The 17,303-nt window shown below is 40.8% G+C and carries 15 protein-coding genes; 14 read left to right on the forward strand and 1 reads right to left on the reverse strand.

What is annotated here, in order from left to right; all coding sequences use genetic code 11:
- The first annotated feature begins 50 nt into the window (after nucleotides 1-50).
- From LIZ98_RS07300 to LIZ98_RS07335, 8 genes are all read left to right on the forward strand, one after another.
- Nucleotides 51-1,043: a thiamine pyrophosphate-dependent dehydrogenase E1 component subunit alpha gene (locus tag LIZ98_RS07300; RefSeq protein ID WP_108898251.1), complete on the forward strand. Its 993-nt coding sequence runs from the start codon at nucleotides 51-53 to the stop codon at nucleotides 1,041-1,043.
- A gap of 11 nt (nucleotides 1,044-1,054) precedes the next feature.
- Nucleotides 1,055-2,038 carry an alpha-ketoacid dehydrogenase subunit beta gene (locus LIZ98_RS07305; protein WP_108898250.1) on the forward strand — a complete coding sequence of 328 codons (984 nt, stop codon included), beginning with the start codon at nucleotides 1,055-1,057 and terminating at the stop codon, nucleotides 2,036-2,038.
- A 20-nt stretch (nucleotides 2,039-2,058) separates the two neighbouring features.
- Nucleotides 2,059-3,312 (forward strand): dihydrolipoamide acetyltransferase family protein, encoded by a 1,254-nt coding sequence (locus LIZ98_RS07310; protein ID WP_227139290.1) that lies wholly within the window; start codon nucleotides 2,059-2,061, stop codon nucleotides 3,310-3,312.
- A gap of 278 nt (nucleotides 3,313-3,590) precedes the next feature.
- Nucleotides 3,591-5,528 (forward strand): methylmalonyl-CoA mutase family protein, encoded by a 1,938-nt coding sequence (locus tag LIZ98_RS07315; RefSeq protein ID WP_227139289.1) that lies wholly within the window; start codon nucleotides 3,591-3,593, stop codon nucleotides 5,526-5,528.
- 44 nt (nucleotides 5,529-5,572) lie between these two features.
- A complete protein-coding gene (gene scpA, locus LIZ98_RS07320) occupies nucleotides 5,573-7,681 on the forward strand; it encodes a methylmalonyl-CoA mutase (protein ID WP_227139302.1) in 2,109 nt (702 codons plus the stop codon).
- Nucleotides 7,681-8,703, forward strand: a complete 1,023-nt coding sequence (meaB, locus tag LIZ98_RS07325; protein ID WP_051989099.1) for a methylmalonyl Co-A mutase-associated GTPase MeaB — start codon at nucleotides 7,681-7,683, stop codon at nucleotides 8,701-8,703. The genes scpA and meaB overlap by 1 nt, the downstream gene beginning before the upstream one ends.
- A gap of 19 nt (nucleotides 8,704-8,722) precedes the next feature.
- Nucleotides 8,723-9,160, forward strand: a complete 438-nt coding sequence (locus LIZ98_RS07330) for a BrxA/BrxB family bacilliredoxin (protein ID WP_041846308.1) — start codon at nucleotides 8,723-8,725, stop codon at nucleotides 9,158-9,160.
- A gap of 335 nt (nucleotides 9,161-9,495) precedes the next feature.
- On the forward strand, nucleotides 9,496-10,008 hold the full coding sequence (locus tag LIZ98_RS07335; RefSeq protein WP_227139288.1) for a L,D-transpeptidase: 513 nt from the start codon (nucleotides 9,496-9,498) through the stop codon (nucleotides 10,006-10,008).
- A gap of 41 nt (nucleotides 10,009-10,049) precedes the next feature.
- Here the strand turns inward: LIZ98_RS07335 and prli42 are convergent, their stop codons facing one another.
- Nucleotides 10,050-10,145 (reverse strand): stressosome-associated protein Prli42, encoded by a 96-nt coding sequence (gene prli42, locus LIZ98_RS07340; protein WP_152032400.1) that lies wholly within the window; start codon nucleotides 10,143-10,145, stop codon nucleotides 10,050-10,052.
- A 221-nt stretch (nucleotides 10,146-10,366) separates the two neighbouring features.
- Here prli42 and mce point away from each other — a divergent pair, with 221 nt between their 5' ends.
- From mce to gndA, 6 genes are all read left to right on the forward strand, one after another.
- Nucleotides 10,367-10,774, forward strand: a complete 408-nt coding sequence (gene mce, locus LIZ98_RS07345) for a methylmalonyl-CoA epimerase (RefSeq protein ID WP_034770886.1) — start codon at nucleotides 10,367-10,369, stop codon at nucleotides 10,772-10,774.
- A 42-nt stretch (nucleotides 10,775-10,816) separates the two neighbouring features.
- Nucleotides 10,817-12,370, forward strand: a complete 1,554-nt coding sequence (locus LIZ98_RS07350; protein WP_216405785.1) for an acyl-CoA carboxylase subunit beta — start codon at nucleotides 10,817-10,819, stop codon at nucleotides 12,368-12,370.
- A gap of 329 nt (nucleotides 12,371-12,699) precedes the next feature.
- The gene (locus LIZ98_RS07355; RefSeq protein ID WP_227139287.1) at nucleotides 12,700-13,824 is read left to right on the forward strand and encodes a M20/M25/M40 family metallo-hydrolase; all 1,125 of its coding nucleotides are present in this window, start codon (nucleotides 12,700-12,702) and stop codon (nucleotides 13,822-13,824) included.
- Between the two features lie 45 nt (nucleotides 13,825-13,869).
- The gene (locus tag LIZ98_RS07360) at nucleotides 13,870-14,349 is read left to right on the forward strand and encodes a chemotaxis protein CheW (protein ID WP_227203005.1); all 480 of its coding nucleotides are present in this window, start codon (nucleotides 13,870-13,872) and stop codon (nucleotides 14,347-14,349) included.
- 163 nt (nucleotides 14,350-14,512) lie between these two features.
- Entirely contained in the window at nucleotides 14,513-15,760 is a 1,248-nt protein-coding gene (locus LIZ98_RS07365) for a DNA polymerase IV (RefSeq protein ID WP_227139285.1), read from the forward strand.
- A gap of 22 nt (nucleotides 15,761-15,782) precedes the next feature.
- A complete protein-coding gene (gene gndA, locus LIZ98_RS07370) occupies nucleotides 15,783-17,189 on the forward strand; it encodes an NADP-dependent phosphogluconate dehydrogenase (RefSeq protein WP_034770879.1) in 1,407 nt (468 codons plus the stop codon).
- The last annotated feature ends 114 nt before the right edge of the window (nucleotides 17,190-17,303 follow it).

Genomic DNA, 17,303 nt, shown 5'->3' on the forward strand with positions numbered 1-17,303 from the left:
TTTTTAAAAATTGCCATATGTAAAACGATTTCAAAAGGAGGTTTTGACTTGTGGCAGAATTTCGCCATCGCTCTCTCGGTTTATCCGATGACACCGTTTTGGAAATGTATGAAACCATCGTCCTGACAAGAAAATTGGACGAACGCATGTGGCTATTAAATCGGTCCGGAAAAATTCCATTTGTTATTTCCGGTCAGGGGCATGAAGGTGCTCAAATCGGTGCTGCTTATGCGCTTGACCGGACAAAGGATTATATATTGCCCTATTATCGTGATTTGGGAGTTGTGCTTTCTTTTGGCATGACACCAAGAGAAATTATGTTATCAGCTTTTGCAAAGGCTGAGGATCCAAATTCCGGTGGAAGACAGATGCCAAGTCATTTTGGGAAAAAGAAAAATCGAATCGTTACCGGTTCTTCACCGGTTACAACGCAAGTACCGCATGCTGTCGGTTTTGCGCTGGCGGCAAAGATGAAACGGCAAGACTTTATCTCTTTCGTTACATTTGGTGAAGGCTCTTCCAACCAAGGAGATTTCCATGAAGGATTAAATTTTGCCGGTGTTCATAAACTCCCGGTCATATTTATGTGTGAAAACAATCAATATGCTATATCTGTACCGGTATCGAAGCAGCTGAGTTGTGAACATGTATCAAGTCGAGCAGCGGGATATGGGATGCCGGGGGTTACGGTAGACGGGAAAGATCCGCTGGCGGTCTATGAGGTGGTCAAAGAGGCAGTCAATCGCGCGAGAAGCGGTGGTGGTCCGACGTTGATTGAAACGATTACGTATCGCTTTACCGCTCACTCAAGTGATGATGATGACAGGGCATACCGTGATCACACAGAATTAGATAATCTCAAGGACAATGATCCGCTTCAATTTTTTGGAACATATTTAAGAGAAGTTGGTTTACTGAATGACCAAGTGGAAAGAGAAATTCAAGACAAGGTAAAAAACACCGTCAATGATGCAACCGATTATGCCGAAGCAGCCGCTTATTCGAAACCGGAAGATGCATTGAAATATGTTTATAAGGAATAGGGGGGAAGAATATGCCAATCATATCTTACATTGAGGCGGTAACAATGGCCATCCGTGAAGAGATGGAACGGGATGAGAATGTATTTATCCTGGGTGAGGATGTTGGAAAAAAGGGTGGCGTGTTTAAAGCAACTCAAGGTTTATATGAGCAATTTGGAGAAGAAAGGGTAATCGATACCCCGCTTGCCGAATCAGCTATAGCGGGTGTGGCGATTGGTAGTGCCATGTACGGTATGCGCCCGATTGCAGAAATGCAGTTTGCCGACTTTATCCTGCCGGCCGTTAACCAGATCATTTCCGAAGCGGCAAGAATCCGCTACCGATCGAATAATGATTGGAACTGTCCGCTTGTTATTCGTGCTCCTTATGGTGGTGGTGTTCATGGTGGTTTGTATCATTCTCAATCGGTCGAAGCCATTTTTGCCAATCAACCGGGTTTGAAAATTGTCATGCCTTCTACCCCTTATGATGTAAAAGGACTTTTGAAAGCTGCGATTCGTGATGATGATCCGGTATTATTTTTCGAACATAAGCGGGCCTACCGTTTCCTAAAGGGGGAAGTGCCGCTCGATGACTATGTCCTGCCGATTGGAAAAGCAGATGTGAAAAGAGAGGGAGACGACATCACGGTAATTACGTATGGTTTATGTGTGCACTTTGCCTTGCAAGCAGCGGAAAAATTAGCAAATGAAGGGATTTCTGCCCATATTCTTGATTTGCAAACCGTTTATCCATTAGATAAGGAAGCGATTTGCCAAGCTGCGGCAAAAACGGGAAAAGTATTGCTTGTTACTGAAGATAATAAAGAAGGCAGCATTATTAGTGAAGTGGCCGCAATCATAGCTGAACATTGTTTGTTTGAATTAGACGCGCCGATTATGCGATTAGCCGGACCGGATATACCGGCAATGCCATTTTCTCCAACAATGGAAAAGTTCTTTTTAATCAATCAAGATAAAATTGAAAAAGCAATGCGTGATTTGGCTGAATTTTAAAAAGCAGGTAGGTGAAAGTCATGGGGTTGGAAAAAATAACGATGCCGAAATTAGGCGAAAGTGTAACAGAAGGAACAATCACGAAATGGCTTGTTGCTGTCGGAGATCATGTGAATAAATATGATCCCCTTGCCGAAGTGTTGACGGATAAGGTTACTGCTGAAATTCCTTCCTCTTTTACAGGGGTGATTAAAGAAGTCATTGCCAAAGAAGAAGAAACTTATGCTGTCGGTGAAGTTATTTGTGTAATTGAAACGGAAGATCAAGCCGGAACTGTTCAAGAACAAGCGGAACCTGTTGAATCCACGCCGATTGTTGAACATAATCAAGAGATGCCGTTAAAGCAACGTTATTCACCGGCTGTTTTGAAACTGGCCCAAGAGCATCAGATCGACTTGAGTCAGGTGAAAGGTACGGGAAGAGGAGGGCGCATCACACGAAAAGATTTGCAACAACTGATTGCAACTGCAAACATGCCTAAATCGGATGCGAATCCAGATAAAGAAAATATCGAAAAAAGAGAGGTTGTTTTTGCGGAACCGGAGTCGGTTTCTCCCCTCCAGTCAGCTGCCGGAGATATGGAAATTCCGGTTACGGGAATACGTAAAGTCATTGCAGCTAATTTAACAAAATCGAAACAAGAAATCCCTCATGCCTGGATGATGATCGAAGCCGACGTAACTAATCTTGTTAATTACCGAAATGCGATTAAAAAAGAATTTGAAGCGAAGGAAGGCTTTCCGCTCACCTATTTTGCCTTTTTCGTCAAGGTGGTTGCTCAAACATTAAAGGAATTTCCGCAATTGAATGCCACCTGGGCCGGGGATAAAATTATTCGGAAAAAAGATATTCATCTTTCTATTGCGGTGGCAGCGGATGATGCACTATTTGTTCCGGTAATTAAACATGCCGATGAAAAATCCATTAAGAGAATTGCCAAGGAAATTTATGAATTGGCAAACAAAGCCCGAACGGGAACTTTAACGGCAGATGATTTACAGGGCGGAACATTTACGGTAAATAACACCGGTGCTTTCGGCTCTATCCAGTCTATGGGTATTATTAATTACCCGCAAGCTGCGATTTTGCAAGTAGAATCAATCGTTAAAAAATTGGTTGTCATGGATAACGGGATGATCGCTGTACGGGACAGAGTAAATTTATGCTTATCCCTCGATCATCGGATATTGGACGGTTATATTTGCGGAAAGTTTATGAGAAAAGTAAAAGAGCGGCTTGAAGCTATAGATAAAGATCATATTAGTATTTACTAAATTCATAAGTACGTGATGCCAATCTTCAAAGAGACTGACAGATCGGAACGGACCGATAATGTAAATGAGAGAAGAAATACACTTTCGTAAAGGGACATATAAAAATTGTCCCTTTTTCGTTAGGAAAATCAATACGATTTATTTGTTCTGTATTATTCCAATGTTTTCGTTATTTATTATCAAATTTACTATAATGAGTTCTTTCGTTTTGCAATCGCCCTTTTTTTCGATAAAATAACAAATATAATAAAAAAATTTTCCGATAAGGGGGAACAATTTTGAAGGAGGGTAATGGGGTCAAACAATTATCGGCTGCGATTCAATCGACATTTCCGGGTGTTACCTATGAACAATGGGTTGAAGCCGCAGATCGTGCCTTAAAGGGGAAAACAATCGGTGAATATTACCGGAAAACATATGAAAATATTACGATTAAACCGCTGTACACGAAGGATGATTTGCCTGTTGGACATGAAAGAATGTACCCGGCAATAACTAGTGACAATAGCTGGTATATTGCCCAAGCTGTGACGGGAAAGACGATAGAAGAACTACATAAAAACTTATTGAACGCCATCCGGAATGGTCAAAACAGTATTTCATTAACGATACCTGATTGTTTGGATGCTACCGCTTTTGCTAAATTATTTCATCATATTGATGTTGCTAATATTCCTTTCTTCATTGAAGGGGAAGAAGAAGTTATTCCGTTTTATGCGTTTTTGACAGAAGGGATAAAAGGTAGTGCCGAGCGAGAAAAAATCACAGGTTGGATTGGAACGGACCCGGTCGCCGTTTTTTGCCGCAATCGTTATTCGTCGCAAATGATGAAAACGTTTTATTCAATCTGGCAAGATAGTCTTCATTATATGGACCAGCAATTTCCGAACCTGAAAACGATATATGTCGATGGGACCATCTATGAAAAATCCGGTGGTAATGCAGTTCAACAAATCGCTTTTGCACTGGCAACCGCTGTGGAACATATTGAGCAGATAAAAAAATCCGGATGGAATGTTGAACAAATATTTTCGAAAATTTTCTTTGGTTTCTCAATTAGTTCCCATTTTTTTATGGAAATTGCCAAACTTAGGGCGGCACGGTATTTATGGAAAAAAATAGCTGAATCTTATCATGTACCGAATGTAGCGATGGATATTTATGCTGAAACGACAAACGGAAATAAATCAAAATTGGATCCGTATACGAATATGCTTCGAATTGGCGGGGAGGCATTTGCCGCAACCATCGGGCAGGTGCAAATTTTACGAGTTTCTCCGTATGATGAAGTGTTTGGGGAAGTTAGTGCACTGGGACAAAGGATTAGCCGCAACATACACCATCTGTTCCGAGAAGAAGCAAAACTTTCACTTGTCAGTGATCCTGCCGGCGGTTCGTATTTTGTTGAATCATTAACGCAACAATTGATTGAAAAAGCATGGACGTTGTTTTTAACTATTGAAGATTCAGGGGGCATGCTTTCGTCGATTATTGAAGGTAAAGTTCAAAACCAAGTAGCTGAAATGAAAGCGGTAAAACAGTCTGATGTTAATCAGCGGAAAACGAAACTGATCGGGACAAACCAATATGTGGACTTGACTGAAAAGTTGCATGACCCGTTTGAAACAGCAAAGAATCAAGCGCATTCCGGTTACCTTGCCGTCAGCGATTTTTATCAAGTCATTGAAAAAGTAAAAGCAGGAACACGACTCGATCAATTTTTCACTAAGGTAGATCAAGCGAGCGAGGGGATTCAATCGCTTCAATGTTTCCGATTAAGTGAGCCGTATGAAAAAATCCGTTTTGAGGTAGCGAAATATGAGAACGAAACCGGTGAAAAACCGACTGCCATTTTAATAAACTGCGGTGATTTGAAAGATAAAAAGTTGATTTTTGACGAGGTTTCAGAATGGTTACATACTGCGGGGATCGCCACGGAAATAAGCCAAGATAATGATTTTGACAAAATAATAAAAGAATCCGGAAAAAAACTGTATTGTTTTTGCGGCAATGACCAGGAATTAACAGCGGCATTTTCTGATATTCAGTTCATTGTCCAAAAGTATCCGGATAAAGGATTCATCATTGCCGGTTCAAAGGAAGCGGACATTCACAATAAGTTTAAGCAAATTGGTGTTCAATTGATCTTAAATACGCAGGAAGAGCAAGTTCAATGTTTAGAGAGAATTGTCCGCTTTTTCGTGAAGGGGGAATAGATGTGAGGCCGAATTTTAGAAAAGTAAATATATTTCATGACGAGATGGACAACCAGCCGCGCCAAAAGGAGCACATCTTTCAAACTTATGAGAATATACCGATTCAATCAATTTATACAGAAGAGGATCTGCAAGGAATGGAAGCTCTTCAATCGTACCCGGGTCTTCCACCTTATACAAGAGGACCGTATCCGACCATGTATATTAACAGGCCCTGGACTATTCGCCAATACGCGGGGTTTTCGACTGCAGAAGAAAGTAATGCTTTTTATTTAAGAAACTTGAAAATGGGGCAAAAAGGGTTATCTGTTGCTTTTGATCTTCCCACCCACCGCGGCTATGACTCAGATAATCCCAGAGTTGTCGGTGATGTCGGAAAAGCCGGTGTGGCAATTGATTCGGTTCTTGACATGAAAATTTTATTCGATCAGATCCCGCTTGATAAAATGTCGGTGTCGATGACGATGAACGGAGCCGTCCTTCCGATTATGGCTTTTTATATCGTGACAGCGGAAGAACAGGGGGTTTCTCAAGATCAATTATCAGGAACAATTCAAAATGATATTTTAAAAGAATATATGGTCCGCAATACGTATATTTATCCACCGAGTATGTCCATGCGTATTATTTCTGATATTTTTGCTTATACGGCGAAACATATGCCGAAATTCAACAGCATTAGTATATCCGGCTACCATATTCAAGAGGCGGGAGCACCGGCAGATATTGAATTAGCCTATACGCTAGCTGACGGTTTGGAATATGTGCGGACGGGGCTTGCGGCAGGAATTGATATTGATTCTTTTGCTCCGCGACTCAGCTTTTTCTGGGGAATTGGCATGAATTATTTTATGGAAGTGGCTAAACTCAGAGCAGCTCGTCTCATTTGGGCAAAATTAATGAAACAATTCAATCCGAAAAATCCGAAATCACTGGCACTTAGAACCCATTCACAAACTTCCGGTTGGAGTTTGACAGAACAAGACCCGTTTAACAATGTTATTCGTACGCTAATTGAAGCACATGCAGCGGCCATGGGTCATACGCAATCGTTGCATACGAATGCGCTCGATGAAGCAATTGCACTGCCAACCGATTTTTCAGCACGAATTGCCCGCAACACACAAATTTATTTACAGGAAGAAACAGGGATTACACATACAATTGATCCTTGGGGTGGTTCTTATTATGTCGAATCGTTAACGAAACAACTAATTGAAAAAGCTTGGCAACATATTGAAGAAATCGAGAACTTAGGCGGTATGACCAAGGCGATTGAAGCCGGATTACCAAAGCTGAAAATTGAGGAAGCTGCTGCAAAACGCCAGGCAATGATTGACTCCGGCCAAGAAAAAATTATTGGAGTGAACTGTTACCAAACGGATGACGAAACCAATATTGAAGTTCTTGATATTGATAACACTGCAGTTCGAGAAAAACAAATTGCAAGATTAAAAGAATTAAAGGAAAATCGGGATGAAGCGGCGGTAGAAAAAGCATTGGAAGCCATTCGTGAGGCGGCAAAGACAGGAACAGGCAATCTCCTTGAATTATCTGTTGCGGCGGCAAGACAACGGGCAACATTAGGTGAAATATCGGATGCCATCGAAGCCGCATCCGGCAGACATCAAGCAACAATCCGTACGATTAGCGGGGTTTATCGCCATGCATATAAGGACAATGAAACCATAGAAGAAATCAGGAGAATGACCGATGAATTTTACGAGCTGGAAGGAAGAAGACCAAGATTATTAATGGCAAAAATTGGTCAAGACGGTCATGATCGCGGGGCAAAAGTCATTTCAACAGCATTTGCCGATATGGGCTTCGATGTGGATATTGGTCCGCTTTTTCAAACACCGGATGAAACAGCCAGGCAAGCCGTTGAAAATGATGTTCATGTTATCGGAATGAGTTCATTGGCCGGTGGACATAAAACATTTTTACCGCAACTAATTGCTGAATTGAAAAAATTAGGGCGTGAAGATATTATTGTTATCGTCGGGGGCGTGATTCCACCAAAAGATTATCCATTTTTAAAAGAGCAAGGAGCAACTGCAATATTTGGACCTGGAACCATTATTCCCCATGCGGCAAAAATTGTTTTGGAAGAAATTTATAAAAGATTAGGCTATGAGGAAGTGTCATCGTAATGGCACAAGAATATTCCGGGCGGTTTAGAAGAAAGAACAGCACCGTTCCAATTTCCAACTATTTGGAAGGAATTAAAAAAGGCGATCGTACGGTTTTAGCAAAAGCCATTACACTAATTGAAAGCAATCATCCGGATCACTTCCGGGCAGGGCAACAATTATTGAAGGATATTATTCCTCTTTCCGGCAAGTCCGTCCGGCTCGGCATTACCGGTGTTCCGGGTGCAGGAAAAAGTACATTTATTGATCGCTTTGGAACGGAACTATGCAAAATGGGGAAAAAGGTTGCCGTTCTTGCTATTGATCCTTCATCAACCATGACGGGCGGAAGTATATTGGGGGATAAAACCCGAATGGAGTCACTGTCAAGGGAAGAAAATGCCTTTATCAGACCTTCTCCATCTTCGGGAACGCTTGGAGGTGTTCACCGAAAAACAAGGGAGAGCATAATGCTTTGTGAAGCAGCAGGGTTTGATGTTATACTAGTTGAAACAATCGGTGTCGGACAAAGTGAAGTCGTTGTCCGAACGATGGTTGATATGTTTTTCATGCTGACGATTACCGGCGCCGGCGATGATCTCCAAGGGATGAAAAAAGGGATGATGGAGCTTGTTGACGGGATTATTATTACAAAGGCTGATGGTGCCAATAAGGAAAATGCCATTCGGACGAGAAACGAATACAGTCAAATTTTACGCTTTTTAAGGCCGGCAACAGAAGGATGGCAGACGAAAGCCTACACTTGTTCTTCAATTACCGGAGAAGGGATTATCGATATTTGGCATGTCGTTCAGCAATTTGTTAAGATAACAAAACAATCCGGTATCTTTTTTGAAAGAAGAAGGAAACAAACAAATGACTGGTTAATGACGTCAATTGTTGAGAAATTACAGCAATCTTTTTTCCAAAATGAAGTGATTAAAGAAATGCTGCCGGTTATCCAACAAGATGTTGAACATGGGCGGTTGCCTGTTTCCGCAGCCGTTGAACAGTTGATGAAGCTTTATCTTAATGAAAAATAAATGGGAGGGACATTTGACCATGAGTATGGATTTTAATATTTTAATGAATGATTATATTGAGCAAGCCCGGAAAGAAATTGTCGCAGCCGGTTATGAGGAATTAAGAACGCCGGAAGAAGTGGATGAAGCATTACAACGGAAAGGGACAACACTGGTTATGATCAATTCAACATGCGGTTGTGCCGGGGGGATTGCCCGTCCGGCCGCAAAATACGCCATTGATTATGATAAACGTCCTGATTATTTAGTCACTGTATTTGCCGGTCAAGATAAGGAAGCCACTCTCCAGGCAAGAAGTTATTTCGATGATTACCCGCCTTCTTCACCATCATTTGCCTTGTTAAAGGATGGCAAACTTGTCGGCATGGTGGAACGGCATGAAATTGAAGGTCATTCACCTGTTTCGGTCATCGAACGATTACAAGAATTATTTGAACAGCATTGCGATGAAGTATAAATTTTTCCGCGTTTCATATGTTTAAGACTTGTGATTATAAAATGAAACTTCCATCAGGGGCTGATGGTTAGTTAATCCAATCTAACGCATGCGGGCAGCCCTGACTTTTTTGTACGTTAAGAAAGTATAAATTTCCAGCAAAGAAGCGAATTCGACGTAGTTGGAAATTTTAAGAATTAAGTATAAGTGCTCTTGCGGCTTTGCCATCGCCTAAAGGCTCGGACGCCCGAGTTTTCTTTATAAACTCGAAAAACTTTGATAAGGGATGGACTACCTGTTAAGGGGATAAAACCACCTGACTTTGTTCAAACTAATGGAAAAGGCGGGTGGTTTTGATGAACCTATTGGTAAGCTTCCTCATTGCTTTTACAACCATTTCACCGGTTTGGCCGATTGGTCCGAACCCTTTACCGGGTGACCCATTTGTAATCGTCAATAAACAAACCAATGAAGTTGCCTTTATTGACGATGGGATTGTCCAAGAAGTGTATAAGGCGGCAACCGGTAAAAATGCGGAATTAACCCCGGAAGGAATGTTTACGGTTACAGTGAAAGCAATAAATCCATATTATCGAAAAAAAGATATTCAAGGTGGAGCACCCAATAATCCGCTCGGTACCCGTTGGATTGGATTTGATGCCTTGGATACAGACGGGAGAACATATGGAATTCATGGTACAAACCAACCGTGGTCGATCGGACTTTATATTTCGGAAGGATGTATCCGGTTAAATAATGAGGATATCGAAAAGTTATTTGATAACGTTCCAATCGGTACAAAGGTTTTTATTACCAATCAGTCGTCCAGCTTTGAACAGATTGCTAAAGAAAAAAGGGCAATTCCATAATCGGGAATTCCCTTTTCCATTAATGTTTTTTTACAATCAAATTAGAATAGTATGGAAAGTCCTGTAAATAACGTAGTCAAAACCATGGCGATAATCATTAAGTAAACGATAATTTTCCGGACTTTTTTATTTCCCATCGGAGTCATTCAACCTCCACTCTATTTTCATTGACATTATTTTATCGCGAGAATGGCTTTCAAACAAGTCCTATCTTTTTCCTGTTAAAAAAATTAGAGATTCATAGTTATAAAAAGTCAATGAGTCGAAGGTTGAACGATGGGGATTGAACGGTTTGCGCTGTATAAATTGGTCTGTTTGCATTATCAATGATATGTTACGTTTGAGGGGAGGAAACGGTTTGAAAGGTATTGACCATATCGGGATTGCGGTTCATTCATTGGAGAAGGCACTTCCGCTATATACGGGTACATTTCAATTAAGCCATATAAAAACAGAGGTTGTCGAATCACAAAAAGTGAAAGTCGCATTCATTGATGTGAATAACAGTAAAATTGAATTACTCGAACCGACCAGTGATGACAGTACGATTAAAAAATTTCTTGATAAAAAAGGGGAAGGTATTCATCATATTGCTTTTAAAACCGACGATATTTATCAAGAACTGGAAAATTTGGCATCACAAGGGGTACGGCTCATCGATGAAACGCCGCGAATCGGTGCCGGGGGAGCACTGGTTGCATTTATTCATCCAAAGACAACTTTTGGTGTTTTATATGAATTATGTCAAAAGCAAAAGCAAAAGTAAAATTTCTATAATCTATCAACTGTGGACAAAGGGGAGAAACGAATGATAGACACAAAAAAATTGGATATTTATGATAAGATCCATGAATTGTATGATAAAAGACGGGAAGTTGAACTTGGGGGCGGAGAAGATAAAATTGATCGGCAACACGAGAAAGGAAAAATGACTGCCCGGGAGCGGATTGATATATTAGTGGATGAAGGGTCTTTTGTTGAAATAAATCCCTTCATGGAACATCGTTCACCGGATTTACCGAAAGGGCCCGGAGATGGGGTGGTTACCGGGTTTGCAAAAATTCACGGTCGACCGGTTTATTTATTTTCCCAAGATTTTACCGTATTCGGCGGGGCTTTGGGTGAGATGCACGCCAAGAAAATTGCCAATGTTATGGATTTAGCTGCCAAAAACGGTGTTCCGATTATTGGACTCAATGATTCGGGTGGTGCGAGAATACAAGAAGGGGTTATTTCCCTTGACGGATATGGACATGTTTTTTATCGTAATGCCATTTACTCCGGTGTCATCCCGCAAATTTCGGTTATTATGGGGCCATGTGCAGGTGGTGCTGTGTATTCGCCGGCCATTACGGATTTTGTTATTATGGTCGAAAAAACGAGTCAAATGTTTATTACCGGTCCAAAAGTCATTGAAACGGTAACCGGTGAGCAAATAACTGCGGAAAATTTAGGCGGCGCACATGTACATAGTTCGATTAGCGGCAATAGCCATTTTCAGGCAAAGACAGAGGAAGAAGCTCTTTATATGGTAAGGGAACTGCTTTCGTATTTGCCGGCCAACAATACTGAAAAACCGCCACGGCGAGAATTGGCAAAGGATGACGACTATCGACCGGATTTGGCGGAAATTGTTCCTTTTGATACAGTTCGTCCGTATGATATGAAAAAAGTGGTTGAACAAGTGGTAGATGAAGATTCATTTTTTGAAGTTCAGAAAGATTTTGCTAAAAATATCGTGATCGGTTTTGGCCGGATTAAAGGGGAAGTTGTCGGTCTGATATGCAATCAGCCAAAATTTATGGCTGGCGGACTTGATATTGATTCATCCGACAAGGCCGCCCGCTTTATCCGCTTTTGTGATTCTTTCAATATACCGCTCATCACCTTTGAAGATGTGACCGGATTTTTCCCGGGCGTCAAACAAGAGCACGGCGGGATTATTCGCCATGGGGCAAAAATTTTATATGCGTATTCGGAAGCAACGGTACCAAAAATAACGATAATTACCCGAAAAGCATATGGCGGTGCTTATGTTGCTTTAAACAGTAAATCGATTGGGGCCGATCTTGTTTTTGCCTGGCCAAATGCGGAAATTGCCGTTATGGGTCCCGAGGGTGCAGCAAATATTATTTTTGCCAAAGAAATTCAAAACAGTGCCGATCCGGAAGCGGTTCGCAGCCAAAAAATTCAGGAATATAAAGATAAATTCGCCAATCCATATGTAGCGGCAAAAATGGGAATGGTCGATGATGTCATTGATCCCCGTGAAACGAGAATCAAACTCATTCAAGCATTGGACATGCTGCAAACGAAAAAAGAAGAACGACCGAAAAAGAAACATGGAAATATTCCATTATAATTAATCCGTTATAGAAGTGGATGATATTTATGACAAGTGGGCTTTCATCCTTGTCGGAAATATCGTCCTTTCTTTAGCTAATAGGAAAGTATAAATTTTCCAATTTCTACTTTCCTAACGCATAAGTGCTCTTGCGGCTCTGCTCTCGCCAAAAGCTCGGCAATCGCCGAGTTTTCTTTAAAAGTACAAAATGACTGGAAAGAAATATTTGACAAGATTCATTGAAACCGGGACTTGTCCCTCCTAGTCTAAAAAACTGAAAAAGAAAAAATTGAAGGAACCGGTTAAATAGGGGTATACTTATAAATATGTAGACTGGAGGGTTGAAAATGATTAATGAAAATAGATTGCTGGAAGAGTTTCTCGAACTTGTCCGGATCGATTCTGAAACCAAGCATGAAGGCGAAATTGCCAAGATTTTAAAACAAAAATTTGCAAAACTTGGTTTGGAAGTTTATGAAGATCAAACAATGGAACAAACCGGGCATGGTGCAGGAAATTTAATTTGCACATTAAAAGGGACAAACCGTGCAAGCGATCCAATTTACTTTACTTCCCATATGGATACCGTTGTTCCGGGAAAAGGAGTGAAACCTGCCATTGAAAACGGCTATGTGGTCACGGACGGAACAACGATTCTCGGGGCAGATGACAAAGCGGGCATTGCCGCAATGTTTGAAGCCATCCGTGTTTTAAAAGAAAATAATATTGAGCACGGTGATCTTCAATTCATTATTACAGTTGGTGAAGAGTCCGGATTAGTAGGAGCAAAAGCACTGGATCCTTCTAAAATTCATGCAAAATACGGATTTGCTCTTGATAGTGACGGAGAAGTAGGTACAATTGTAATAGCAGCACCTACGCAAGCAAAAATCAATGCGACAATTACCGGGAAGAGTGCTCATGCCGGTGTTGCCCCGGAAAAAGGGGTTTCCGCGATAACGGTTGCGGCAAAAGCAATTTCCAAAATGCCGCTGGGTCGCATCGATGAAGAAACGACGGCAAATATCGGTCGTTTTGAAGGCGGGCAAGCAACCAATATTGTCTGTGAAAAAGCGTATGTTTTTGCAGAAGCTCGCTCTCTTTCAAATGAAAAATTAAATATCCAGCTTGACAAAATGAAACATGCCTTTACGGAGGCAGCTCGTGAAATGGGAGCAACTGCCGATGTAGAAATAAAAGTGATGTATCCGTCTTTCAAATACGGACCGGACGATGTCGTTGTCAAAATAGCAAGTAAGGCGGCAGAAAAGATTGGTCGTAACAGCAAACTCATAAAAAGTGGCGGCGGTAGTGATGCCAATGTAATCGCAGGCATGGGAATACCTACTGTTGTTCTTGGGGTAGGTTATGAAGAAATTCATACGACAAAAGAAAGAATGCCGATTGCAGAACTTAATAAGCTGGCTGAACTGGTTGTTGCCATTGTCGATACAGTAAATAATCAGTCTTAGGAGCAAGTGAGTTTTAGCGGATTTATCATGAAAGTGGTGAGTTATTTGGACCCAGTCAAAGTCGTTATTTTTAAAGAGAAGAATGAAGAGTATGCGATTGATGTCGACCATGTTATTTCCATTGAAAAACCAGAAAAAATAACGCCGGTACCACAACTGCCGAATTTTATTAAAGGTTTGGTAAAGGTAAGAGGAGAACTTGTACCGGTTGTTGACTTGCATCATGTTTTATATGGAACCGATGAAGCTTTACATGAAATGACAAGATTGATTGTCTTAAAAACCGGAATATTAAAGTTAGCTTTGCTTGTAGGTGAGGCAAAAGAATTAATGGAAGTAAGTACCGATTCGATTAAACAAGTCGGCTTGTTTGCCTATCAAAAAACTTCTTATTTTACCGGTGTAATCAACTTGGATAATCGCCTCATTACGCTAATTGATCCGAACCGAATGATCAACAGTTTAGACGGAATTAGAGAAATTCAAGCGTATATGGAGGAACAGGCAAAGATAACCGAATCCTGATAGAGTATTTCACATTTATGTCAGCTTGGAAAATCGAGTAGCTGTGAAGGCAAAATAATTGATTCCGGTAAGGTGGTGCACATACCGATTATTGAAGGGACAAGTGGCACGGTGGATGGAATATCAATATCCTGAATGCAGGTGGAAAAAGGTGATTTCGAGCATGAGCGAAAAAAAAGGTCAGAAAGGCAGAATTATTTTTCATGTCGATATGAACAGTTTCTACGCCTCGGTTGAAATATCTTTAAATCCATCATTAAGAGGGAAGCCGCTCGCCATTGCCGGAAACCCAAAAGAGCGGCGTGGGATTATTGTTACATGCAGTTATGAAGCGAGAAAGCTTGGCGTCAAGACAACGATGCCTTTGTGGCAAGCTAAAAAACTTTGTCCTGAGCTCATTGTGAAAGCACCGAACTTTGACCAGTATCGGAAAGCTTCAACAAGGATGTTTCAAATATTGCGGGAATATACCAGTATTGTTGAGCCGGTCTCCATTGACGAAGGGTATTTAGACATCACTGAATATGTCACGGATCACCCGCTAAAAATTGCCCAATCGATTCAAAACCGCCTTTTACAAGAAATGAATTTACCGTGCAGCATTGGGATTGCACCTAATAAATTTTTGGCAAAAATGGCTTCTGATATGAAAAAGCCACTCGGTATTACAATCTTACGCAAGCGGGATGTTCAAAACATTTTATGGCCGATGCCGGTAAGTGAAATGCATGGGGTCGGAGCCAAAACGGCCGAAAAATTACATACGATAGGTATGGAGACGATTGGAGATTTAGCTCAAGGAGATGAATACCAACTTCAAAAATTATTGGGGATTAATGGGATTCGTTTAAAAGAGCGAGCCAATGGAATCGATCATAGACGTGTCGACCCCGAAAGTATTTATGACTTTAAAAGCATCGGGAATTCAACAACATTGCCCAGGGATATTAGTTCGCAAAATAATTTGCTCACTGTTTTACAAAAGCTGGCTAAAACGGTATCCGCCCGTTTGAAAAATAAAGAAGTTTATACGACCAATATTGCCGTGACGATTCGCTACAAAGACCGAACGACATTGACTAGGAGCAAAAAATTGGGAAATCCTATTCAAGAAGAGCTGGACATCTATCAGCAAGCAAAATCGATTTTTTTAAAAAATTGGAACGGGACGCCTGTTCGACTGTTAGGAATTACAGGAAATGATCTAGTTGACGAAAAACATGCGTATAAACAATTGGATCTATTTACATATGAAAAGGATGCAAAAGAAGAACTGTTACTAGAGGCGATTGATCATTTACGCAAAAAATTTGGGGAAGATATTATTAAAAAAGGTTTGAAAACTTCTCACAAAGAAGGACACACGGATACAAGTTTTAATAAAGATTTTCTTTTAGAAGATGATGAATAATAACAGGAAAGGGTGTATCAACATGGCAAAACAACAAATCGGCGTTGTCGGCCTTGCCGTTATGGGAAAAAATTTAGCATTTAATATTGAATCAAGAGGATATACGGTTTCTGTTTTTAACCGTTCACGGGAAAAAACGGATGCCATGATGCAAGAAGCAACTGGAAAAAATATTGTGCCAACATATAGTATTGAAGAATTTGTTCAATCTTTAGAAACTCCACGTAAAATTTTGTTAATGGTTAAAGCCGGTCCGGCAACAGATGCGACCATTGAACAGTTAAAGCCGCATTTGGAAAAAGGTGATATTTTAATTGACGGCGGTAATACATTTTTTCAAGATACCATCCGTCGAAATAAAGAATTGAGTGATTTAGGTTTTCACTTTATCGGTACCGGTGTTTCCGGCGGGGAAGAAGGTGCGTTAAAAGGCCCGTCGATTATGCCGGGGGGACAAAAAGAAGCATATGATTTAGTCGCACCGATTTTGCAAGCTATTTCCGCGAAAGTTAACGGAGATCCTTGCTGTACATATATCGGTCCGGATGGTGCCGGACATTTTGTTAAAATGGTTCATAACGGCATCGAATATGGAGATATGCAATTGATTGGGGAATCCTATTTTCTATTAAAAAATATTTTAGGTCTCTCCAATGATGAATTACATCAAGTATTTTCCGATTGGAACCAAGGCGAATTGGACAGTTATTTAATTGAAATTACAAGAGATATTTTTACAAAAATAGATGAAGAAACAGGAAAACCATTGGTTGATATGATTTTAGATAAAGCCGGTCAAAAAGGAACAGGAAAATGGACCAGTCAAAATGCGTTAGATTTAGGTGTTCCACTGCCAATTATTACAGAATCGGTATTTGCCCGTTTTATTTCGGCAATGAAGGACGAACGTGTTCAAGCAAGTAAGATTTTAACAGGCCCAACATCTGGGGCATTTAGTGGAAATCGTAAAGAGTTTATTGAACAAGTGCGTCAAGCTTTATATTTCAGTAAAATTTGCTCCTATGCCCAAGGATTTGCGCAAATGCGGGTGGCTTCCGAGGAATACGGATGGGATTTAAAATTTGGTGAAATTGCAATGATCTGGCGTGGCGGTTGCATCATCCGTGCCCAATTTTTACAAAAAATAAAAGATGCCTATGATCGTGATTCACAGTTGAAAAACTTGCTATTGGATCCATACTTTAAAGATATTGCTGATCGTTATCAAGATTCTTTACGAAACGTGATTGCCACGGCGGTTATGAATGGTATTCCGGTTCCGGGCTTTTCGGCTGCATTATCTTATTATGATAGCTACCGGACGAAAAACTTACCGGCCAATCTTTTGCAAGCCCAACGCGACTACTTTGGTGCCCACACCTATGAACGGGTAGACAAAGAAGGCATTTTCCATACAAAATGGATATAAAGAAAAGGGGGAACGGACCTATTCGGTTCGCACCCCTTTTTTTTAGTATAAGAAAGTAAAAAAATACAAGTAAATAACTTAGGATTAGTTTTATTGTCTAGCTCCGAGCGCCAG

The sequence above is a fragment of the Caldibacillus sp. 210928-DFI.2.18 genome (assembly GCF_020554505.1).
Lineage (GTDB): Bacteria > Bacillota > Bacilli > Bacillales > Caldibacillaceae > Caldifermentibacillus > Caldifermentibacillus hisashii.